This is a genomic window from Sinorhizobium alkalisoli (assembly GCF_008932245.1).
Classification (GTDB): Bacteria; Pseudomonadota; Alphaproteobacteria; order Rhizobiales; family Rhizobiaceae; genus Sinorhizobium; species Sinorhizobium alkalisoli.
On the sequence record NZ_CP034910.1, the window covers coordinates 1,691,211 to 1,713,084 of the forward strand.

Annotated in this window: 19 protein-coding genes; 6 read left to right on the forward strand and 13 right to left on the reverse strand. The window is 62.5% G+C overall.

The genetic code is table 11. The annotated features are described in order from the left end of the window. Nucleotides 1–242 precede the first annotated feature (242 nt). The 10 genes from EKH55_RS25710 to EKH55_RS25755 form a co-directional block, all read right to left on the reverse strand. Nucleotides 243–1,466 carry an MFS transporter gene (locus EKH55_RS25710; protein WP_151613677.1) on the reverse strand — a complete coding sequence of 408 codons (1,224 nt, stop codon included), beginning with the start codon at nucleotides 1,464–1,466 and terminating at the stop codon, nucleotides 243–245. Between the two features lie 150 nt (nucleotides 1,467–1,616). Beyond that, nucleotides 1,617–3,110, reverse strand: a complete 1,494-nt coding sequence (locus EKH55_RS25715) for an ABC transporter substrate-binding protein (protein WP_069456935.1) — start codon at nucleotides 3,108–3,110, stop codon at nucleotides 1,617–1,619. 107 nt (nucleotides 3,111–3,217) lie between these two features. After that, nucleotides 3,218–4,285 (reverse strand): ABC transporter ATP-binding protein, encoded by a 1,068-nt coding sequence (locus EKH55_RS25720; RefSeq protein ID WP_151613678.1) that lies wholly within the window; start codon nucleotides 4,283–4,285, stop codon nucleotides 3,218–3,220. After that, a complete protein-coding gene (locus EKH55_RS25725; RefSeq protein WP_151613679.1) occupies nucleotides 4,282–5,286 on the reverse strand; it encodes an ABC transporter ATP-binding protein in 1,005 nt (334 codons plus the stop codon). The genes EKH55_RS25720 and EKH55_RS25725 overlap by 4 nt, the downstream gene beginning before the upstream one ends. Beyond that, complete coding sequence (locus EKH55_RS25730; RefSeq protein WP_106407743.1) at nucleotides 5,279–6,193, reverse strand: ABC transporter permease; 915 nt, start codon at nucleotides 6,191–6,193, stop codon at nucleotides 5,279–5,281. Before EKH55_RS25730 ends, EKH55_RS25725 begins: the two co-directional genes overlap by 8 nt. Next, nucleotides 6,183–7,127 carry an ABC transporter permease gene (locus tag EKH55_RS25735; RefSeq protein WP_069456938.1) on the reverse strand — a complete coding sequence of 315 codons (945 nt, stop codon included), beginning with the start codon at nucleotides 7,125–7,127 and terminating at the stop codon, nucleotides 6,183–6,185. The genes EKH55_RS25730 and EKH55_RS25735 overlap by 11 nt, the downstream gene beginning before the upstream one ends. Nucleotides 7,128–7,569: 442 nt before the next feature. Next, entirely contained in the window at nucleotides 7,570–9,075 is a 1,506-nt protein-coding gene (locus EKH55_RS25740) for a multicopper oxidase family protein (protein ID WP_151613680.1), read from the reverse strand. Between the two features lie 32 nt (nucleotides 9,076–9,107). Beyond that, a complete protein-coding gene (cueR, locus tag EKH55_RS25745) occupies nucleotides 9,108–9,581 on the reverse strand; it encodes a Cu(I)-responsive transcriptional regulator (protein ID WP_151613681.1) in 474 nt (157 codons plus the stop codon). Continuing rightward, complete coding sequence (locus tag EKH55_RS25750) at nucleotides 9,578–10,642, reverse strand: 2Fe-2S iron-sulfur cluster-binding protein (protein ID WP_255642789.1); 1,065 nt, start codon at nucleotides 10,640–10,642, stop codon at nucleotides 9,578–9,580. The genes cueR and EKH55_RS25750 overlap by 4 nt, the downstream gene beginning before the upstream one ends. Nucleotides 10,643–10,644: 2 nt before the next feature. Further along, nucleotides 10,645–13,167: a heavy metal translocating P-type ATPase gene (locus tag EKH55_RS25755; RefSeq protein ID WP_151613683.1), complete on the reverse strand. Its 2,523-nt coding sequence runs from the start codon at nucleotides 13,165–13,167 to the stop codon at nucleotides 10,645–10,647. Nucleotides 13,168–13,341: 174 nt separating this feature from the next. On the opposite strand from EKH55_RS25755, the gene EKH55_RS25765 reads away from it, so the two are divergent. Beyond that, nucleotides 13,342–13,590, forward strand: a complete 249-nt coding sequence (locus EKH55_RS25765) for a heavy-metal-associated domain-containing protein (protein ID WP_069456985.1) — start codon at nucleotides 13,342–13,344, stop codon at nucleotides 13,588–13,590. A 572-nt stretch (nucleotides 13,591–14,162) separates the two neighbouring features. Here the strand turns inward: EKH55_RS25765 and EKH55_RS25770 are convergent. Beyond that, the gene (locus EKH55_RS25770) at nucleotides 14,163–14,831 is read right to left on the reverse strand and encodes a FadR/GntR family transcriptional regulator (protein ID WP_069456943.1); all 669 of its coding nucleotides are present in this window, start codon (nucleotides 14,829–14,831) and stop codon (nucleotides 14,163–14,165) included. Nucleotides 14,832–15,264: 433 nt separating this feature from the next. Here EKH55_RS25770 and dmeF point away from each other — a divergent pair, with 433 nt between their 5' ends. Further along, nucleotides 15,265–16,263: a CDF family Co(II)/Ni(II) efflux transporter DmeF gene (dmeF, locus tag EKH55_RS25775; protein ID WP_151613684.1), complete on the forward strand. Its 999-nt coding sequence runs from the start codon at nucleotides 15,265–15,267 to the stop codon at nucleotides 16,261–16,263. Between the two features lie 23 nt (nucleotides 16,264–16,286). Beyond that, nucleotides 16,287–16,562, forward strand: coding sequence for a metal/formaldehyde-sensitive transcriptional repressor (locus EKH55_RS25780; protein WP_015886866.1), 276 nt, complete (start codon nucleotides 16,287–16,289; stop codon nucleotides 16,560–16,562). A gap of 347 nt (nucleotides 16,563–16,909) precedes the next feature. Here the strand turns inward: EKH55_RS25780 and osmF are convergent, their stop codons facing one another. Further along, a complete protein-coding gene (gene osmF, locus EKH55_RS25790) occupies nucleotides 16,910–17,827 on the reverse strand; it encodes a glycine betaine ABC transporter substrate-binding protein OsmF (RefSeq protein ID WP_151613685.1) in 918 nt (305 codons plus the stop codon). Nucleotides 17,828–18,163: 336 nt separating this feature from the next. On the opposite strand from osmF, the gene EKH55_RS25795 reads away from it, so the two are divergent. Together EKH55_RS25795 and EKH55_RS25800 are read left to right on the forward strand one after the other, a co-directional pair. Beyond that, nucleotides 18,164–18,622 carry a DUF4126 domain-containing protein gene (locus EKH55_RS25795; RefSeq protein WP_151613686.1) on the forward strand — a complete coding sequence of 153 codons (459 nt, stop codon included), beginning with the start codon at nucleotides 18,164–18,166 and terminating at the stop codon, nucleotides 18,620–18,622. Continuing rightward, a complete protein-coding gene (locus EKH55_RS25800; RefSeq protein ID WP_151613687.1) occupies nucleotides 18,619–19,995 on the forward strand; it encodes an FAD-containing oxidoreductase in 1,377 nt (458 codons plus the stop codon). The genes EKH55_RS25795 and EKH55_RS25800 overlap by 4 nt, the downstream gene beginning before the upstream one ends. A gap of 113 nt (nucleotides 19,996–20,108) precedes the next feature. Here the strand turns inward: EKH55_RS25800 and EKH55_RS25805 are convergent, their stop codons facing one another. Beyond that, nucleotides 20,109–20,564, reverse strand: coding sequence for an SRPBCC family protein (locus tag EKH55_RS25805; RefSeq protein WP_151613688.1), 456 nt, complete (start codon nucleotides 20,562–20,564; stop codon nucleotides 20,109–20,111). Nucleotides 20,565–20,809: 245 nt separating this feature from the next. Between EKH55_RS25805 and EKH55_RS25810 the strand changes: the two genes are divergently transcribed. Beyond that, the gene (locus EKH55_RS25810) at nucleotides 20,810–21,868 is read left to right on the forward strand and encodes an adenylate/guanylate cyclase domain-containing protein (RefSeq protein WP_151613689.1); all 1,059 of its coding nucleotides are present in this window, start codon (nucleotides 20,810–20,812) and stop codon (nucleotides 21,866–21,868) included. Nucleotides 21,869–21,874: the final 6 nt, after the last annotated feature.

The window sequence follows — 21,874 nt, forward strand, 5'->3', positions numbered from 1 at the left end:
GCGTTTGGAGCGGATCGGCCGTTTTTCGTCGCTGAGGACCTCACTGAAGCCTGGAATGTCGTTCCCCGGCCACAATCGCGCCTGCCCCCGTGGTCAGAGGGCAGAGTACACGGTCGATGCTACGTGTGACTGGAGGCGTCATGTGGCCGGCGCGGGCATCCGGCCGCTCCTTCCTTCACCTTAACGCTGAGCCCGTTCACTTCGAACATTTGGGGAGAGAGTGCGTTCAAAAAAGCGACACCTCATTGCTCGCGGCGATCGTCGCTAACGACAGCCGCGACGGCGGCATGATCAGCGGGCCAGACGAGCGCGGCGACGAGCAGCCCGGCCGCGGACATGGCGGCGAGAATTGCGAAGGTGAATGCGATGCCGACAGTCGCACCCGCCATCCCGGCCGTCAGATAGGCAATGAACCAGCAGGCATGGGTCAGGGCAAACTGGGCGGCAAAGAGAACGGACCGGTCCGACCTGCCTGCCGCCCGCGCGACCAATCGGCCGGCCGGCGTGAGGATCAGTGCATAACCCGATCCAAGGCTCAACCAGAGCAGCAGCATAGTTGCATAGCCGGTGATCGCAGCCCCGGCCCCCAAGCCGCCCGAGCAGAGACACGCGCCCGCCAGCATCACGACACGCTCCGGAAAGCGGTCAAGCAGCCTCGGTATGAGGACGGCCGCCGACATGGATCCAACGCCGAACACACCGATTGCCAGAACAGTGGCTTTCGGCTCGAGTCCCAGTTCCGACTGGACGAGGACAACCGTGTTGACGAGCACCATGGCGCTGGCGGTAGCCGCGCAGAAGGTTAGGGCGAGAAGACATCGCAGCATCGGCGTGCCGAGATAAATCCGAAGACCTTTCACCGCGCGCGCGCCCACGCCGAGGCCGACGGCGGGATTCTGCGCCGGGAGAGACACGGACGCTATCAGGGCCGCCGAAACGAAAAACCCTGCCACAGCAACGATGAAGAGCCCATCGAGCGGGACGAGGCTCAGGAGGAGGAGGGCAAGCAGGGGACTCGCCACGGTTTCCATATCGTAGGAGAGCTGGGTGAGTACGAGGGCCCGGGTGTAATCCTTCTCGTCGGGCAGGATGTCGGGAATGGTGGCCCGCACGCTCGGCACGAGTCCGGCAGAGACCGAATGCAGCAGCACGATCAGTACGTAGACCTGCCAGACTTCCGTGACGAATGGGAAGAGGAAAATCACCGCCCCGCGGGCGATTTCGAGCCCAATCAGGACGCTGCGTCGGGAGAACCGCTCAAGCCAGGCGGTGACGAAGGGAGAAAGTCCGACCGTGGTCAGCGTCTTCAGGGCAAGCGCCGTGCCGAGCACAGCGCCGGCCGCACTGCCGGCCAGCTCGAAGGCCATGAGCCCGAGCGCCACGGTCGCCAGCCCCGCCCCGACGAGCGAGGCGATCTGTGCCAGGTAGAAGGCACGGAAGGTTGGATTGGAGAGGACACTGAGCATCTGACGCGCCTGCAGGTTCTGGAATCCGGCCGTTCCGAGGGTTCACGCGCATGGCTGCGCCTGCCGACGCCTGGACTGAAATGCGCGGGGAGAGATTGCGTCGCTGTGGGATCGCTCGGAACAGAAGCCCGCGCGATCCCGAGATGACAGTTATTCGACGGAAAGATCCTTGGTCATCAGGTAATAGACCAGAGGATGCATATCGTAGTTCTTCACCCGCTCACTACGAGCATCGAAGGACGTCTCATTCACCAGATAGACGGTAACTGCCTCATCGAACAATTTCTTGGCAAGCTGCGCATAGATCTCGTACCGCGCCTTCGAATCGATGAGCGAAGATGCCTTCTCAATCTGCGCATCGACTTCTTCCGAGCAGTAGTGTGACATGTTGTAGCTGCCACCGCAGGAATAATCCGCCGTCAGAAAGCCGAAGGGATCGGCAATGTCGGTGAGATATCCACGCGACATCAGCGCCATGTCATAGTCGCCGGAGATCATCTGGGGTTCGATCGCCGTATACTCGGCCACGCGCAGATTGACCTTGATGCCGATCTCACCAAGTTGTGCCTGGATGATGGCACCAATGTCCCTCAGTTCGGTTCTTGACGTATAGGCCAGAAGTTCGAGCTGCAATTGCCCGGGCCGGATTCCGGCCTCCTCCAGCAACGCCTTCGCACGAGCCGGATCGTAGATCGGCTTGATGCCCTTTGGCGCCCAGGGATCGTCAGGCGAGAAGGCAGAAGCCGCAGCCGTCACCGTGCCTTCATAGACGCTTGCCGCAATCGCCTCGCCGTCGATTGCGGCCTGAATGGCCTGGCGAACGCGGACATCGTTGAGCGGTTCCTTCTTGTTGTTGAGCAGCAATTCGGTTACGCGCGGAGTTTTCAGCTGTATCAGTTCGATCCCCTGCGCCCCTTCCATTTGCTTGACGCCATGGGGCGGGATCAGACGAGCGATATCGGCTTCACCGCTGCGAACCTGAGTCATGCGGGTATTCGCATCGGGAATGAACACCACCATGCCTCCCTCGAGCGTGGGCTTGCCGCCCCAATAATTGTCATTGCGCTTGAATTTCAGATACTCCTTGGGTTTGACTTCGACGATCTCGAAGGGGCCGGTGCATCGGCCGACAGGATCAATCGATGCGCCCTGGTAGGCGGCCGGCGACAGGATTGTCGTGTTGGGTGCAGCGAGCTGCGCCGGAAGCAGGACCGAAGGGGTATGGGTGGTGATGCGGACGACCTTCTCCCCGACCGGTTCCACGGACTTGATCAGTTTCGGCGAGAAGGGCCGCGCCGGCATCTCTGCGGCGAGCAGATGTTTTAGCGCGCCGGTCACGGCCTCGGCTGTCAGAGGCGAACCGTCTTGGAATTGTACGCCATCGCGCAGCGTGAACTCCCATATCGTCGGTTCGACCTGCTCCCACGACGTGGCGAGACCCGGTTCAAGCTGCAGTTGCCAATTGAGGCGCACAAGCGTCTCGAAACAGCCGGCGCGGCTACCAAGGTAAGAATCGTCGCTGGCCATCTGCCAATTCGTCTGAACCGGCTGGAAATCGGCATAGGTGAGCGTTTTGTCTTCCTGGGCAATGGCGCTGGCGGTCAATGTCGTCGCGCATAACGCCGCAAGTGCATATCTCTTCATTTCCTGTTCCTCCTCCTATTTTGTTTCGTATCGACCTGTAACCGTCATGTCGAACGTGACGGGCAGCCAGCAATGCGCTGCCATTCGGCATGACAGCGCACCTCCCTTCATTTCGCCCTCCCTTGGGCTGGGCCCGCCTCTGGTGACTTTCCGGGCTGCAATTCCCGCCAGAAGTGGCAGCGTACCTGATGGCTCTCGCTCGCCGCTTCGAATTCCGGCTCGGCCTGTGAGCACTTCGCTTGCGCGTGGGCGCAGCGGGTGTGGAAGCGGCAGCCGCGGGGCGGGTTGAGGGGGCTCGGAAGGTCGCCGCGCAACTGAATCTCCGGCGCATAGAGCCCGGTCCGATCGAGCATGGAAGCGGCAATCAGTGCTTTCGTGTAGGGGTGGCGCGGCGTCTTGAAGAGCGCATCACGGTCGGCGACCTCAACGATCCGACCCAGATACATCACGGCAATGCGGTCGCAGATGTGGCGTACCACCCTGAGATCGTGAGAGATCATCAGCATGGTCAGGCCGTGGCGGCGCTTCAGATCCGTCAACAGATTGAGGATCTGCGTGCGCATCGAGGCGTCTAGCGCCGATGTCGGCTCGTCGCAGATCAGGAAGCGCGGCTCGAGGAGAAGTGCCCGACCGATGACGACGCGCTGCAATTGTCCGCCCGAGCATTGCCTGGGGTAGCGTTCATAGAAGCTTTCGTCCAGGCCGACTTCCGCGAGCATGCGCATGACTTTCACACGGCGCTCCTCGCGCGTTCCGATGCGATGCTGCGCCAGCGGCGCCTCCATGCTCGTGCCGATCCGCATACGCGGGTCGAGCGCCCCGAACGGGTCCTGGAAGACGAGCTGCACGGTGCGGCGCAGGCGCTTCAGATCCTTCCCGCTTGCCTCGGCAATCTCATGCCCCGCTATCTTTACCTCGCCGCTCGTTGGCGTTGTCTGGCGTGTCAATAGGCGAGCGATCGTACTCTTGCCGCAGCCCGACTCGCCGACAAGGCCAAGCACTTCCCCTTGTCCTATAGCGAAAGAGACACCGTCGACCGATTTGATCGAGAACGACCGGCTGAGGAAGTAATACTTCGCAAGGTGCTCGACCTCCACCAGTGGTGGTTGAATGGCCTGGCGGGCGGGCGGCTGGGCATTCCTCGTCACGGCCTGCAAAAGCGTGTGGCTGTTCATGCTGCCGTCTCCTTTTCGGCTTCGACGGCCCAGCAGCGCGTTACATGGCCATCCGGATCGGGTTTGAGCGCCGGCTCGGACCGCATGCACCGGCCGGTGAGGCCGTGCTGCGACGCCGCACTGCAACGCGGATGGAAGCGGCAGCCGCAGGTCAGTTCTCGTGCGTGTGTCCCCGAGCCGGGGATTGACAGCAATTGCCCCCTTGGATCGGGAACAAGCAATGAGCAGCGCATTAGCGCCTGCGTATACGGGTGTTGCGGCGACTCGAGAACCGCCTTCGCCGGTCCCTCCTCGACGATCCGCCCGGCATACATAACCGCGACCCGGTCGGCGAGCGCCGCGACGACGGCGAGGTCGTGGGTGATGAGCAGCGTCGCCAGGTTGCGCTTGCGTCTCTCCTCGTCGATAAGCCGCAGGATCTGCGCCTGCACGGTGACGTCGAGCGCGGTCGTCGGCTCGTCTGCGATCAGCATATCCGGATCGCCGCTCAGTGCTGCCGCCATCATCACGCGCTGCGCCATCCCGCCGGAGAGTTCGTGCGAAAAGCACCGCGCCCGCACCGCGGGGTCAGGGATTCCAACGTCGCGCAGAAGGTCGAGCACCCGACTCATGGCCGCCCGGTACCCGAGGCCACGATGCAGCCGCATCGGTTCGGCGATCTGGGCGCCGACCCGCGAGGTTGGATCGAGCATCGCCTGTGGCTGCTGGAACAGCATCGCCATGCGCCCGCCGCGCAACCGATTCATCTGCCGGTCAGCCAGCGACAGGACATCCTCGCCGTCGAAGCGGATGCGCCCGCCGGTAATCGCGCCGCCAGCTGGCAGCAGCCGCATGAGCGACAGCGCCGTCATGCTCTTGCCCGAGCCCGATTCGCCGACCAGCGCCAGAACCTCGCCACGGTCGAGTGTCAGGCTGAGCCCGTCGATCACCGGCGCCGATTGGCCCGGAAAGGCGACCTTGAGGTTCTCGATCACCAGCAACGGTTCGTTATTTTTATTCATCGCCTGAGTCTCCATCTCTGGCTTCGATCTCCAGCCCGTGCCCGATCCAGGTGACGCTGAGCGCCGCCACGAAGATCGCCAGGCCCGGCGCGATCATCAAGATCGGCAGCCGCTCCACATAGGGCTGTGCATCGGCGAGCATCAGTGCCCAGTCGGCCGCTGGCGGCTGTACGCCGAGCCCGAGGAAGGAGAGCGCTCCGACCGTGATCAGCTTGTGGCCGAAGCGCAGGAAGCTGACGGCCGCGATCGGACGGATGATGTTCGGAATGACGTGGCGGAGGATGATGAAGGACCGGCTGCATCCCAGCACCTCCGCCGCCCTAATATAACCCTGAGCATTGATTGCCAGGGTCAGCCCGCGGGCGAGCCGCGCAAACGGTGTCCAGCCGATAACCGTGAGAGAGGCGATCAGCGTCGCATAGCCGGGGCCGAAAATGGCAACCAGGAAGATTGCCACCACGACGTCCGGGATTGAGATCAGAACGTCGATGACGCGCATTGATATCTCATCGACCAGACTGCCTTGGACGCGTCCGGCGACGACGCCGATCAGCGTGCCAATGGCAAAAGACAGCAAAACTGTGACCATGGCGATGGTTACGGTGAAGCGACCGCCGACAAGGAGGCGGCTGAAGAGGTCGCGCCCGAGATGATCCGTACCCAGCCAGTGCTCCGCGCTCGGCGGCGACAGCCGTGCAATCAGGTTCTGCACGGCCGGATCATAAGGAGCGATCCACGGCGCCAGGATGAGTGTAATCACGAGCGCCACCAGGATCACGATCCCTGTGCGGAACGTCCAATGGCGCCGGCGGAGGAACTGCCACAGCCGCGGTGCGGCCGTATACCTAAGCCGCATCGGCGCAAGCGAGCTGGCAGACACACCTTGTGAAGTGTTGTCAATGCGCATGGCCGGACCTCACTGCCGGGTTAAGCACGACATAGAGCATGTCGGCGATTGTGTTGATCAGGATCGACAGCGCCACGATGGACACGAAACCGCCTTGCAGCATCGGGACGTCGCGATTGATGACAGCCTCATAGAGCAGCCGCCCCATGCCGGGGATCGCGAAGATAACCTCGATCACGACCGACCCGCCGAGGAGCCCGGCCAGCCACAGTGCAAAGAAGGTGACGATCGGCAAAGAGCCGTTGCGCAGGCCGTGGCGCATTACCGTCTGGCGCATGCTGAGGCCACGGCTGCGCGCTGCGGTGATATAAGGGGCCTGTAGCACATCCATCATGGCGGCCCGGGTCACCTGCGTGAAATAGGCCATCGGGCGCAGCGACAGCACTGTGGCCGGCAGCACTAATGCGGTCCAGCTCGTCCAGCCAGCGGACGGTAGCCATCCGAGGTAAAGTGCGAAAACGAGGATGCCCATCGGCGCCAGCCAATATTCCGGCGTTGCCACGAAGGTCTGGACCATCAGCGTCGTGGCGCTGTCGACCTTCCCGCCCGGCCGCGTTGCCGCCAAGGTTCCTAGCGGTATGGCGACGGCAGCGGCAATGCCGAGCGCCGTCAGCGCCAAGGTTATCGACACGCCGAGCGCCCGTCCGATCTCGGAGGCAACGGGCCTGCCGCTCGCGAACGAATAGCCCAGATCGCCCTGGACCGCCTGCCACAGCCAGGCGCCATATTGCACCGGCAGTGGCCGGTCGAGACCTAAATTGACGCGCATCGCCTCAACGGCGGCAGGATCGACAGCAAGGTCGCGAACCCGTGACATCAGTATCGTCCGCGCTGGATCGCCACCGCTCACATACGGCACGAGGAAAGCCATGAGCGAGACGCCAAGAAGCATCAGGCCTAAGATCAAGAAACGTTGAAGCCACGTCGTCCACATGCCCGTTCTCCCATTTTCGCGCCGCGGCCGCGAGTCGCCTCGCCACCACAGGACGCCGTGCAGAGGGAGTCTAAGCTCCGCCGAGGCTCCACTTCTGCAGAGCTCGAACAAGATGCGGACATCTCAGTCCTCCCATTTCCGGCGAGCGCCTGCCCCCTCTGGCTTATTGCGCTCCCCACCGCGGTTGGCTGTCGCAAAGGTCACACTGGACCTTCGCTTCCGTTCATTCCTTCATCTCTCGTCACTTCGGTCAAATAAAGTGTACTGCATTTCAAAAAGAAGAATATGCTAAATTACGAACACTAAAAGCATTTGCTATCGTTTCTAAGACATTTTTCGGGTATTCGAAGCATAGTCCGAATACCAAGTGTAACAACCTCCCGAGAAATATTCATCGAGATACTGAATTAACATAAACGCACCTGGAAAGTGGTAGAAGAACCTAGGTTTGATACTCAACCGTGGTCATCATTCCTCCAGTCATATGGTAGAGGTGGTGGCAGTGAAGCGGCCACTTGCCTGGGTTCATTGCATCGAAAGCGACTGTCACGCTGCCCTGCGACGGGACGAGCACGGTGTCGCGCACCGCTCCCGCGATCCGCTTGCCGTTGATGGCGACCACCTGAAAGTGATGGCCGTGCAGATGCATGGGGTGCGCCATCGTGGTCTGATCGCGGAAGGTGATCTCGACGCGCTCTCCCTCGGACACAGAGAGCGGTGCGTCTTCGCCGCTCCTCTTGCCGTTCAGCATCCAGACATAGCCGGGCGCCTCGGTGATGGTGACCGTGTGCTCGCGGTCGGCCGGTCGTCCCGCCAGTGGCTGCACAGCGCGCAGCTTTCCTTCGAGGGCGAGCCCTACCGCGTCGGCGGCTTCGTCTGTCTCTCCGCCGGTCCGTTCTACGGCGCCGGCCGAGGTGGCCAGTATGAAACCGGTGCGCGCACGCTCTCCCTCGCGGATGGCAAAGATCGGCCATGCGCCTTCGTTCTTCGGCAATTCCAGCGCGATATCGAGGCGTTGCGCGATGGCGAATTCGAAACGCCGTCCGCGGACCGGCTCGACCGGCATTCCGTCGACCGCGATCAGCCGCCCCTCGAGCCCGCCAAGGTCGATCCAGAAGTTAGTCGCGGCAGCGCCGTTGATCAGCCGTAGGCGCACCCGCCCACCGCGCTCCACCCGGAAGACTTCGGGATCGTCAAGCGTACGGTCATTGGCGAGGAATGCGTCGTATTCGACGTCGTTCAGGTGCGCACCTGCGGGCGCAGCTACACCACCTCCGCCAGAATGCCCGCCTGCTGCGGGCGCCGGAGCCCCATGACCCATCGCGGCGTGGCCCATTGCGGCATGATCCATGGGCGCAGCCTGTGCTTGGGCAGCTGCTTGGGCAGCCTGCCCGCCACCCTGCAAGCCGGCCAGCACCTCGGCCGGATCGCGGAAGGTGAAGTCGTGGAAGAGCACGACCACTTCCTGCACGTCTTCCCGAGCTTCGGCCGGGTCGCGCACGACAAGCGGGGCGGCAAGCAGGCGCTGTTCCTGCAGACCGTGATGGGAGTGCATCCAGTTGGTGCCGGCCTGCTTCAGCAAGAAGTCATAGTCGTGCGCGGCGCCGGGGGAAAGCAGCGCCTGAGAGACATTCGGAACACCGTCTTGCTTCCACGGAGGGGTAAGCCCGTGCCAATGAATCAGCGTCTCCTCGTCGAGCCCGTTTTCCAACCGCACCCTGAATGGACCGCCTGCCTCCGCGATAAGCCCGTGCGTGCCGTTAGCCTGCATCAGACCGTAAACCGTGGCGGCCCGGCCGTTGACCTCGATCGTTCTGGTTCCGGCCCTGATCGACGTTGCCGGCGCTGCGGAAGCGTGGCGCGCGGGGACCAGCAATGACGGACTGGCTACAGCCATAGCGGCGGCGGCGCAGGAAGTGAGAAACTGACGACGTGAGAGGTCTGGCATTCTCGTCTCCAACTCTTTTCCCTAGCGGCCGCTCACAGGATTTCTTTCTTTCGGCGCACGGGGTCGACACCGCCCGCCCCAAAGCGCGTGAGGTCCATGTGCCTGGCTTCAACCTCAATCGCGCCGGCCAAGTCCTCGAGGATCGGACACTCCGGGCGGTGGTCGCCATGACAATGTTCGGCCAGGTGTTTCAGTGCGTCTGTCATCGCCCGGAGTTCCTGGACCTTGTGTTCCAGTTCCGCGATGTGCTGGCGGGCTATACGCTTGACGTCTGCGCTGGCGCGATGGCCATCCGACCAAAGGGCCAGCAACTCGGTCAGTTGCGTCACGGAGAAGCCGAGATCCCGCGCCCGCCGGATAAAGCGCAGCTTGTGCACATCCTTCTCGCAGTAGATGCGGTAGCCCGCCTCAGTCCTATGAGCGGCCGGAATGAGCCCGATCTCTTCATAGTAGCGGATCATCTTTGTGGAAACGCCCGACTCTCGGGAAACATCACCGATATTCATTTCACATCCTCCAGTTTCTGCTCCGGCTCGAACGCCGCTTCCGGTGTGAAAAACACATCGACATGAAGTTCGTCGCGCTGAAGTCCGCGTTCGAGCAGGATCGGTGTCGCGCTGTCGGTCATTGCCGGCGGGCCCGCCATGTAGGCTTGCCAACCATCGAGATCCTGCAGATCCTCCGCAATGGCTTGGGTAACGGTGCCCGTGCGGTAAGCAGCGGAGCGCTCGACCTGCGAAAGAACCGGAATAAAGGTCAGGTTCGGATGGCGCTCGCAAGCGGCCGCGAAGTGATCGACCAGATAGAGGTCCCGCTCCTGGCGCACGCCGAAGTACAAGCGGATAGGCTGGCGGAATCCGTGGTTCAGCGCCGTCTCCACGACAGCCTTCATCGGCGCCATGCCGGACCCGCCGGCAACGGCCAATATCGGCCCGGTATGGCGGTGGCGCAGGAAAGCGCTCCCAAAGGGGCCGCGCACCGTCACCTCGTCTCCGACGGCCAGCGTGCTGGCTACCCGTTCGCTTGCCGCGCCATTGGGGATGCGGCGTATGTGGAACTCGAGTTCCCTTTCGCCAGGCCTGTTTGCCATGGAATAGTCACGCGTCGGCGCTCCCGGAAAGGAAAGCTGCGCATATTGCCCTGCGCTGAAGGAGAGCGGCAGGCCGCTTTCCGGCATGATCCTCACGCGCTTTATATCATGCGTGGCGTTGTCCAGCGAAATGACTCGTGCCTGGAACGTCTCAACCGGATGGTCCGCCCGGTCTTCCTCTCTGCCCAGCCAGGCGACCGTCGCGTCCGTCTTCGGCTGCGCCCGGCAGGCAAGGATCAGCCCCATGGCCCGCTCTTCGGGCGTCAGAGCGAAGGGCGTGTGCGGCAACAACTCAACCTCACCTGTTATCAGGCGCGACTTGCAGGAGCCGCAGCGACCTGAGCGGCAGCCATGGGGATAGGCGATACCCTGCTCCAGGGCCGCTTCCAGGATGGTGCGCTCGTCCGCTACCGCAATCTCCCGGTCCACCTGGCGGATATGGACTGACTTTCCCACGAGTACTCCTCCCTTGCCCATTGCTATTGCGCTGCCGCGAGGCGGCCATTCACGTCAGCCTGCACTGCGTCGAATTTCATGGGAGCCCGGAAGCGCTTGAGCCGCAGCGCGTTGCCCAAGACAAAGACACTGGACAGCGCCATCGCGCCGGCTGCGATCATGGGCGAGAGCAGCAGCCCATAGGCGGGAAACAGCGCTCCGGCCGCAACGGGTACTAGCACTGTGTTATAGGCGAAGGCCCAGAACAGGTTCTCCTTGATGTTGCGGATCGTCGCCTTCGAAAGGGCGATGGCATTCGGCACGCCGCGCAAATCGCCGGACATCAGCACGACATTGGCACTTTCGATGGCCACGTCGGTCCCCGTGCCGATAGCAATGCCGACATCAGCGGCCGCCAAAGCAGGGGCATCGTTGATGCCGTCCCCCACGAACGCCACCTTGCGGTCAGCGGCGCGCAAGTTTTCCAGCGCCTGGACTTTTCCGTCCGGAAGCACCTCGGCCACCACCTCGTCGATCTTCAGCCGGCGAGCAATCGCCTCGGCGGTTTTTCGGTTATCGCCGGTGATCATCGCAACTCTAAGCCCGAGCTTGTGCAGCGCGTTGACGGCCTCGACGGTTGTCTGCTTGATCGGGTCCGATACGGCGATCACCGCGGCGATCTTGCCGTCGATGGCCGCGAACAGCGGGCTCTTGCCTTCATCGCCAAGCCGATTGACTTCGCCTGCGAAGGCTGAGACATCGAGGCCGAGTTTCGTCATCAGCCGGTCAGCGCCCACCTGGACGGTGCGTCCCGACACCAGCGCCTTGGCGCCGAATCCGGGAATGGCGTCGAACCCTTCCACTTCAGGCAGAGTAAGACCTGCACGGTTCGCCGCCGCGATGATGGCTTCTCCGATGGGGTGCTCCGACCGTGTCTCGACGGCGGCCACAGCGGCTAGCACCTCGTCCCTGTCGAACCCCCCGGCGGGGATGAGATCCGTGAGTTCGGGACGGCCCTTGGTCAGGGTGCCTGTCTTGTCCATGGCGATCACATCAGCGCTTTTAAGCGTTTGGAGCGCCTCGCCCTTGCGGAAAAGAATACCCATTTCGGCGGCGCGACCCATACCGACCATGATGGAGGTTGGAGTAGCAAGGCCCATGGCGCACGGGCAGGCGATGATGAGCACGGCCACCGCGTTAACGAGCGCGAAGCTGAGCGCCGGCGTCGGACCAAAGAAAAGCCAGACGAGGAAGGTGGCGGCGGCTGCCAGCATCACTGCCGGAACGAACCATGCCGTGACCTTGTCGACAAGCGCCTGGATCGGCAACTTGGCGCCCTGCGCCTGCTCAACCATGCGGATGATCTGGGCGAGCACCGTATCGGCGCCGACCTTGGTGGCGCGGAAGGTGAAGGCGCCTGTCTTATTAATCGTGCCGCCGACCACGCTTGCCCCCAAGCCCTTTGCAACGGGCACGGGCTCTCCGGTGATCATCGATTCGTCGACATAGGACGAGCCGTCCACCACCTCGCCATCGACTGGCACCTTGTCGCCCGGTCGCACGAGAATGAGGTCTCCCATCTGCACCTGATCGAGCGGGACCTCGACCGTCTCGCCATCGCGCACAACTCTGGCAGTCTTGGCCTGCAGGCCGACGAGGCGCTTGATCGCTTCCGAAGTGCGGCCCTTGGCGCGGTTTTCCAGATAGCGGCCGAGCAGGATGAGGGTAACGATCACCGCAGCAGCCTCGTAATAAATATTGGCCGTGCCGTTGGGCAGGAGCGAAGATGCGAAGGTGGCGACGACGGAGTAGCTCCATGCCGCTGCCGTGCCGAGGGCCACGAGGCTGTTCATGTCGGGGGCCCCACGCAAGAGAGCGGGCACGCCCTTGCGGAAGAAGCGGAGGCCGGGTCCGAAGAGCACGATCGTCGCCAGCAGGAACTGCAAATACCAGCTCTCCTGCATGCCAATACTGGTCATGACAAAGTCATGGATCGCCGGCACGAAATGCGACCCCATCTCAAGCACGAAAATGGGAAGCGTCAACACGGCCGAGAGGCTCAAGGCACCCGCGAGACTGCGCGCCTCGCGATCGCGAGCCTCTGCCTGTGCATCCTCGGGGTTTTCGGCAGCGACTGCCCGGGCGGTGTAACCCGCCCGCTCGACGGCCGCCATCAGGTCCTGGATACTGGCAGCGCCGCTAACCACGTGCAGGAAGGCCCTCTCGGTGGCAAGGTTCATCGTGGCGTCGAGGACACCCGGCACCCTTCTTAGCGCCGCTTCAATGCGATTGACGCAGGAGGCGCACGTAGCGCCTTCGACTGCGAGTTCTATGCTGTCCGTTTTCGTGGAATAGCCGGCGTTCTGAACCGCCTTTAAAATGGCACCCAAATCCGCCGGGCCTGCGAACGCCACATCGGCGCGATCCGTCGCCAGGTTCACGGCGGCGGACTTCACACCAGGTACGGTTCGAATAGCCTTCTCGATTCGATTGACGCAGGAAGCGCAGCTCATTCCTTCGACATAGATGCCGAGAAGAGCAGGATTTGTAGCAGTCGCCGGGCTCATGTTGCTCCTCCGAAAAATCGACTGCATCTGTTTGTAAGGCTTACAACGGTCGGAAGGTCAAGCCCCCAAAAAAATTTATTTCGGCCGCATAAGGGTGAAAAAAGTTCTTGACCTTCCAACCGTTGGAAACGGCAGGATGCGTGTGCATCAATGATTACCCAGGAGATGAAATTTATGTGCGGAGAACATCAGCATCATGCTTCCAGCGCCAGCGAACCTGCCGTTTCGGGGGTCCGCTTCAAGGTAGCCGACATGACCTGCGACCATTGCGCGGGTACGATACGCAAGGCCTTCGCGACGACCATGCCGGGGACCGAGATCTCCATTGATCTGGCGTCTCGGGAGGTTACGGTAGCGGGAGACGCGGCCGCAGCCGCAGAGACCCTTCGGACAGCCGGCTACGAGCCCCAGCCGATCGGCTGAACCACGAGAGCAGCCGCTCGGCAGTGATCAAGGCAAACCTCTGAGGCTCCGACATCGAAGGGTCTCGGAGGCGTGCGCCTGGGGAGCGGCCGTGTCTCACGGGACCTGGTATTCGGATCGACGGCTTTCACGGCTTTCCACTGCACTAACGCAATGCCCCCAGGTCATGTCGGGGACGTCGATGTGGTGCACTTGGAAGTCTCCTTTTTATCTGAACCCGATCGGTGGAAACCAAGGGTCGGGACGTATAATCGAATGGAGTCGTGCGGCTGCCAGGGTGAGCCCGCAAGTCTGATGGTTGAGGACTCGACCAGGAGACGAGTGTTCTCTGCCGCGGCATCAGACTTCCCCAACGCCGTGGGCGGGGTACCAGACTGACGCAGCCGCCGATCAGGCCCGGCGAGAGCTTCCTGTACGAGTTCATCCTGCCGGATGCGGGACCTTCTGGCGCCACCCGCATGCAACAGTCTCGCGCAGCTCGGCGGCAGTCTTGCCGGAGCGGTCATCGTCGAGCGAATCGCTGTCGACCGTAACGGACAACACGCTCGAAATAGACCGCTCAAATCAGGTGCTCAGGTGTTCGGGCCAAGCATGTTTGTTCTGGCTTCGACAATGTGGTCGTACATGTTTCGCTCGGCCTCTCTGCTGTCGCGATCTTTGATGGCGTCAAGAGTGGCCTGATGCTTTGCGATATAGGCCTTCATGCGCTCAGGGGTTAGGGACTGCTCCTTCATTTTCCCCCACAGGTTTCCCGCCCGTACCGTGTGAATGCCTTCATAGAGCGAGGCGAGAAGACCATTGCGGGCGGCTCCGACAATGATGCGGTGAAAGACAGCGTCCCATTTCTCGAATTCGACCAGGGTTTCCGCCGCGCTGCCCCGATCGATCGACTTCTGCATTTCGTCGATCTCCTGCCTGGTAGCCCGTAACGCCGCCAACGCCGCGATCTTGGGCTCCATGATCAGCCGAACCTCGAAAACTTCGGCCGGATAGGTGCGCAACGCATCTCCCGTGCTGCCTGGCGGGCGACGCAGCGCCGTCGAGGTAACCCCGCTGCCGGCGATGAATGTTCCCCTGCCCACATGCCTGATGAGCCGGCCCTCCTTCTCCAGAGAAGCAAGCATCCGTCGAAGTGCGGTGCGCGGCAGCCCGAGTTTGAGCGCTAGGTCGCGCTCAGGCGGTAACCGGTCCCCCGGCTCCAGACCTTCCGCCTCGATGAAATCCTTCAAGACCGCGCTCATGGGCCCTCGCCAAATATTTTCCGCAACCAAATTGATCTACATTGACACCAATTTCAACACCAATCCTCTAACCGCGTGTCAAACCTGATTGGTAGCGAAGGGTGCTGAACCTGGGCCAGCTCCCGCGCAACAAACCAACCCCTTGTCTCTCGGCCTCGGCTTAGCAGTAGTCGGCGATGCTCCTGCCCAGTTGTTCATCCCCGCCGTGATCGTGACCCAAACACTCGGGTAGCTGCTGAGCAAACTGTTCTATGTACGCTTTCCGCCCAGCTGGGAGCAATTGCCGCAGCATTCTCGTCGGCGGCTTGATCAGACACCGACGACGGCATTCGTCACGGGCATTCTTAGCTTGCATTCAGCAGACAGGCGTTGCCCTCTGTCGTCCATGATAGTATATCCCCCTATATCATTATCCGGGTAGTTTGGGAACTTCATGATGCCATCCCGCAACCTGCATGGTCATTCCGACCCTCACAGCCAGGATCACGGCCATCGCCACGAGTCCAGTCGGGCGCTCAACGCGGCTCATGATCATCTTTTCCTCGGCGACAGCCACGCTCGCAACGAGCGGCGGACCTGGCTCGTCATTGCCATCACCGCCACTATGATGGTGGTGGAGATCGTCGCAGGAAACCTGTTTGGGTCGATGGCGCTTGTGGCCGATGGTTGGCACATGTCGACACATGCCGCCGCCCTGCTTATTACGGCGCTCGCCTACCTCTATGCTCGCAAACACGCCCATAACCGGCGTTTTTCTTTTGGCACCGGCAAGCTCGGTGATCTTGCCGGCTTTGCCAGCGCCGTCGTGCTCGCCCTGATTGCTCTGCTGATCGGCTGGGAAAGCCTCATGCGTCTCAGAAGTCCTGTCGCCATCGACTTCAATGAAGCGATTTCCGTTGCTGTCGTGGGTTTGGCTGTCAATCTCCTTTGCGCATGGCTTCTGAAAGACGATCATCACCACCACGGGCACGATCCCGGTCATCACACGCATCATGACCATGCGGGCGAGGACAAGAACCTTCGGGCAGCCTATCTCCATGTCCTGGCCGATGCACTGACGTCGGTACTGGCGATCGCAGGGCTGGCCTGTGGTAGCCTTTATGGTTGGACCTGGCTGGACCCCGCCATGGGCATCGTCGGCGGCTTGGTCATCGCGCGCTGGTCATGGGGGCTCATTCGCGATGCCGGCTCGGTGCTGATCGACTACATTCCGGAAGACGAGGACCTGCCGGACGAAATCGAGGGGATCATCACGCGCGAAGGTGCGGACATCGTTGATCTGCACGTATGGCAACTCGGACCGGGCCATCACGGCGCCATCGTTTCGATCGTAACGGACAAGCCCCGTGCGCCCTCCTATTATCGGGATAAGCTTGCAGCTATTCAGGATTTGTCGCATGTGACCGTCGAGATTGAAGCTCGCGCGGCTTAAACCGGGGCGACAAGGAACTGCACATGAGCCACACCATCCGCGAAAAACAAAAGCTGATTAATCGCGTGCGCCGCATTCGCGGCCAGATGGAGGCTGTCGAGCGTATGCTCATCGACGAGAAGGACTGCGCCGAAGTCATGCAGGTGCTCGCCGGGGTGCGTGGCGCCGTCAACGGCCTCATGGGCGAGGTGATCGAGGACCATGTCCTGATGCACGTCGCCGCCGAGGGGCTATCCCAGAAGGAACGCGACGAGGGCGCTGCCGAACTGATCGATGTTCTGCGCGCCTACCTAAAGTAGCGGTCGGTTTTGCGGGCCTGCGGTACAGGCTTCGGCGCCGGTTCGACCGCGAGCTTCCGTCAGACTGACGTTCGTGGCCGTCGAAGGCGGCTCCGGCTAGCCTGTGGCCCCCGGTCGGTTCGCCGCGCGCAGCCTCGGATCTTCGCCTGTCGCGGCGAGAACTAAAGTAAAGCGCGGGTGCAAATGTCCGCGAAATGCGCGGTCGCGGTCAATAGCCGTTTCCGGTTCGGGAGCCGGCCGTTCTGACTGAATGCTAGCGAGGTCCGCAATGGGTCGGAACAGGTAATTCGCACTCGGTACCAAGCATCAGATTTTCACCACTATGATCCTATCATCGAGACTTGGTATTACTTCAGGAAACCGTTCTTCTTCAGAAAATCCTCTGCGACAGCTTTGGCGGGCTCGCCGCCGACCTGCACGCGGCCATTGAGTTCCTGCAGCGTCACCAGATCGAGCTTCTCGAACACGGGTTTCAGGAGCGTCTCGATTTCCGGGTTCTCCTTCAGGACCGCTTCGCGAATGATCGGCGCCGGCTGATAGACCGGCTGCACGTTCTTGTCGTCCTCGAGAACGACGAGGCCCGAGGGGGCGATGCCGCCGTCGGTGCCGTAGACCATTGCCGCATTGGCGCCGTTCGTCTGGTTCGCGGCCGCCGAAATCGTCGCCGCCGTATCGCCGCCCGAAAGCGTGATGAGCTGTTCCGGCTTCAGCGTGAAATTGTAGGCGGTCTGAAAGGCGGGTAACGCGGCGGCCGAGTTCACGAATTCGGCGGAGGCTGCAAGCACGACCTCGCCACCTTCGCTCACATATTTACCGAAGTCCGACAGGGTCTTGAGGTTGTTCTCGTCGGCAACCTCCTTGCGCAGTGCGATCGCCCAGGTGTTGTTGGCCGGCGACGGCGTCAGCCAGACGATCTTGTTGGCTTCATAGTCGAGCTTCTTGGCCTCTTCATACGCCTTGGCTGCATCCTTCCAGATCGGGTCGTCCGCCTTCTCGAAGAAGAAGGCGGCGTTACCGGTATATTCCGGATAGATGTCGATCTCGCCCGCGGTGATCGCCTTGCGCACGACGGGCGTGGCGCCGAGTTGGACACGGTCCGTCGTCTCGATGCCATTGGCATTCAAGACGGCGAGAATGATATTGCCGAGCACGCCGCCCTCCGTGTCGATCTTGGAGGAGACCACGACGTCGGACTTGGCCGCGGCGGAGGTGAGCGCAAGGGCTAGAGCAGTACCGATAAGCGTTTTCACCAAAGTCAGGCGCATGATTGTCTCCCTCGATTTGATCCCACGGTGTTGATTATGGATTCTCGGCTGCGTCCGTTCGAGCTGCCATATAGGTCAGCGTTCGGCGAAAAATAGAGTAAGCTTCCCCTCCGGACCTGAGGTTGAATTTGCCCGACGATCCCCCCTTCAGCAAGGTTGCAAACGCCGTTGAAGTCGGTCACTCTTGCGGGGTCCGCCGTCGCGGCGATCTCCCGGCCGCAACGAGCCGGTCCATTCCTGCTCTTGCAAGGCAAGCATGATACGGGACGGCTGAAAAGCCACGCAATTTCTGAAGCGTTCGCATGGTCCGCTCGAAGCCCGCGTGGAGGCTCAAAGATGCTCTATACTCTTGCTCTTCTCATCGGCATTGTGGCGGGTCTTCGTACGATGACAGCACCGGCGGCCGTGAGTATCGCGGCAACGGCCGGCTGGCTGCCCCTTGCCAATAGCTGGGCCGCCTTCATGGGGTTCCGCTTTGCACCCTACATGTTCGGCCTTCTCGCTATTATCGAATATGTCACCGACCAGCTCCCGAACACGCCGAGCCGCACGGTTCCGCAGCAGTTCGGGGCGCGGATCGTGAGCGGCGGCTTCTGCGGGGCGGCGATGGCCACCGTCGACGGCTCACTCTTTGGCGGCGCGGTTGCCGGCGTGATCGGCGCCGTCATTGGTACGTTCGGCGGCTTTGAGTTCCGCAAGCGCCTGGCTGCGAGGCTTGGAGGCAGGGACCTCCCCGTCGCCCTCCTCGAAGATCTGGTCGCCATTCTCCTGGCATTCTGGGTGGTATCGTCATGAGCACGCATTTCGACGCAATCATCGTCGGCGCCGGCCAGGCCGGGCCGTCCCTCGCCGGCCGGCTGACGGAAGCCGGCAAAACCGTGGCGCTCGTCGAGCGCAAGTTCTTCGGCGGCACCTGCGTCAATACCGGCTGCACGCCGACCAAGGCCATGGTCGCCAGCGCCTATGCGATCCATACGGCCCGACGCGGCGCGGAGTACGGGATGACGACCGCGCCCGTGTCCGTGGACTTCGACCGCGTGATGGCGCGAAAAGATAAGATCCGGCTCGATTCCCGCTCCAGCGTGGAGAAATGGCTCAAGGGCATGACGAACTGCACCGTCTTTGAAGGCCATGCGCAATTCGAGGGCCCGCGAGAAATGCGCGTCGCCGACGAAGAAATTTCCGGCGAGCGGATCTTCTTGAATGTCGGTGGCCGCGCCGCGGTCCCCGATCTCCCCGGCATCAACGACATCCCCTATCTCACCAACAGCTCGCTCATGGAGCTCAATCATCTGCCGAAACATCTCGTCATCATCGGCGGCAGCTATGTCGGGCTGGAATTCGCGCAAATGTTCCGCCGCTTCGGATCCGACGTCACCGTCATCGAGAAGGGGCCGCGCCTGATTTCGCGGGAAGACCCGGAGGTCTCCGACGCAATCCGTGCCATTCTCGAGAAGGAGGGCATCCATATCCGCCTCAATGCGGAATGCATCCGCTTCGCCAAACAGGCAGACGGCATTTCCGCGGGCGTCGACTGCACCTCGGGCGCGCCGGAAGTCGTCGGCTCGGACGTGCTGCTGGCCACCGGCCGCCGCCCCAACACCGACGATCTCCGCCTCGACAAGGCAGGGGTCAAGACCGATGAGCGCGGCTATATCGAGGTCGATGACGTCCTGCAAACCAATGTGCCGCATATCTTCGCGCTGGGCGACTGCAATGGCCGCGGCGTTTTCACCCACACTGCCTATAACGATTTCGAGATCGTCGCGGCCAACCTCCTCGACAACGACCCGCGCAAAGTCAGCGATCGCATCCAGACCTATGCGCTCTACATCGATCCGCCGCTTGGCCGGGCCGGCATGACGGAGAGCGAGGCTCGCAAGAGCGGCCGTAAGCTGCTGATCGGCACGAGGCCGATGACGCGGGTCGCCCGCGCGGTCGAGAAAGGCGAGACGGAAGGGTTTATGAAGGTGATTGTCGACGCCGACACCGAGGAGATCCTCGGGGCCGCCATTCTCGGAACCGGCGGCGACGAGGCGGTCCACAGCGTGCTTGACGTGATGTATGCAAAGGAGCCCTACACCACGATCAAACGGGCCATGCACATCCACCCGACAGTCACGGAGCTGATCCCGACGGTGTTGGGCGAGCTTTCGCCGGCGACCTAGTGCACGTCGCCCAAAGGTATGCAGCGGTTTTGGACAACGACGTGCATGAAAACAAACTAAAGCGCGTTGCACGAACACGATTAAACGCGACGCGCTTTAGCGCATCGGCCCGATCATTCCCTGCCGGTCCGACCGTGCCAGGGGTCCGGGCCGGGATCGCGTCCAGCAGCGACCTCGGCCAGCCGGTCGAGATAATGGGCCCAGCCTTCCGCATGACCGGCGCATTGCTCGGCAGTGGGCAGGCCCGAATGGGTCAGGCGCAAAAGTGTGCCGTCCGGCTGCTCGACGAGGTCGATCTCGACCAGGCTCGAGGCCGGCGGCACGATATCGCTGTCGTCCCAGCCGAAGCTGTATACCAGCCGGTGCACCGGCACCACTTCGCGGAAGGAGCCACGGGCACAGCGTGCGCCGGTAACATTAACGAGATAGAGACCGCCGGGATGCGGCTCGACCTCGGCCTCCGTTCCCATCCAACGCAGGATCTTCTCCGGATCGGTCAGCAGGGCGAACACCGCGGCGGGCGGCGCCGGAATGTGCGTCTCGCGGCGGACGACGAGGGCTTCTTGCATCGGTCTCCCCCTATGGTGATGACGGCAATGAACGACTTCAGCCGACCTGACCTGTGATGGTCGCTGCAGCGCTTCGATTTGTTGCCTGTCATTGTCCTAAAAACGAGGTCAATTTAAGGAGACGGGCAGCAGGCGCCGCGCCGAGCTCCGCAGCGAAACCCGCATCGATCCAGACCGCCGGAGCCGAACGCTCCACCACCTCGCGCGGATGACAGGCCTGTGCCCGTCACGCTATGATCGCCGGCATGGATCTGCCCGCACCTCTCGCCTGGCTCCTGGACGAGGCCAGTGGCTCGATCGGCCCCGACCGGTTTCTGGCCGAGCTCGGCGAACGACTATTGGCCGACGGACTTCCTTTGGCCGGCGGGGCCCTGACGCTGGCGGTGCCGCATCCGATCATTGCCCGCCGCACCTGGCTGTGGCGGGCGGAGACCGGGGCGGTCATCGAGGCGCTCGGCTTTGCCGGTGCTCTACCCACTGAGGATGGGCGAAACTGGCTGACCGGGCTTGGTCCGGTTGAGGAGGTTGCGATCGGCCGGACGCCGGACGGGCCGGTTCTGGGCTGGGCCGGAACACGACCATTCGCCCCTGCCGAAGCCGGTCAATTGCGCCAGGCCGCGCGCTTTGCCGCAGCGCCCTTGGCCGCCTTGACCGAGCGGGCGGCACTGACGGGGCTGCTGGAGGCCTATCTCGGAAAGCGCAGTGCCGCCCGGGTGCAAGCCGGCGCGCTCAACCGCGGCACGGGAGAGATGATCCGGGCCGCCCTGCTTTACGCCGACATGCGCAACTTCACCGCCCTTTCGGAGGCGAGCGAACCGGCTGCGATGATCGCCGACCTCGACGCCTGGTTCGACCGGGTCGCCGGAGCGATACATGCTTTCGGCGGCGAGGTATTGAAGTTTATCGGCGATGGCGTGCTGGCAATCTTCCCCGTCACGCATGGGCCGGCCGAAGCCTGCGAGGCGGCATTGCGTGCGGTCGTCGCCGCCCGCGCCGGCATGGCCCATCTCGATGAGCGGCGGCAGGCGCGGGGCCTGCCGCCGCTCCCCTATGGCACGGCGCTGCATCTCGGCGATATCCTGTGGGGGAATATCGGCGCGGTAGACCGGCTGGATTTCACCGCCATCGGCCCCGCGGTCAACCTTGTCAGCCGGCTGGAGGGCCTGTGCCGGCCTCTCGGCCGATCGGTGCTGATTTCGGGGGCGGTCGCCGCCGAAACAGCCACGCCGCTGCTGCCGCTCGGCGAGCATGCGCTGCGCGGCATCTCATCCCCCTGCGCCGTCTTCACCCTGCCGGATGCATGAACGGCG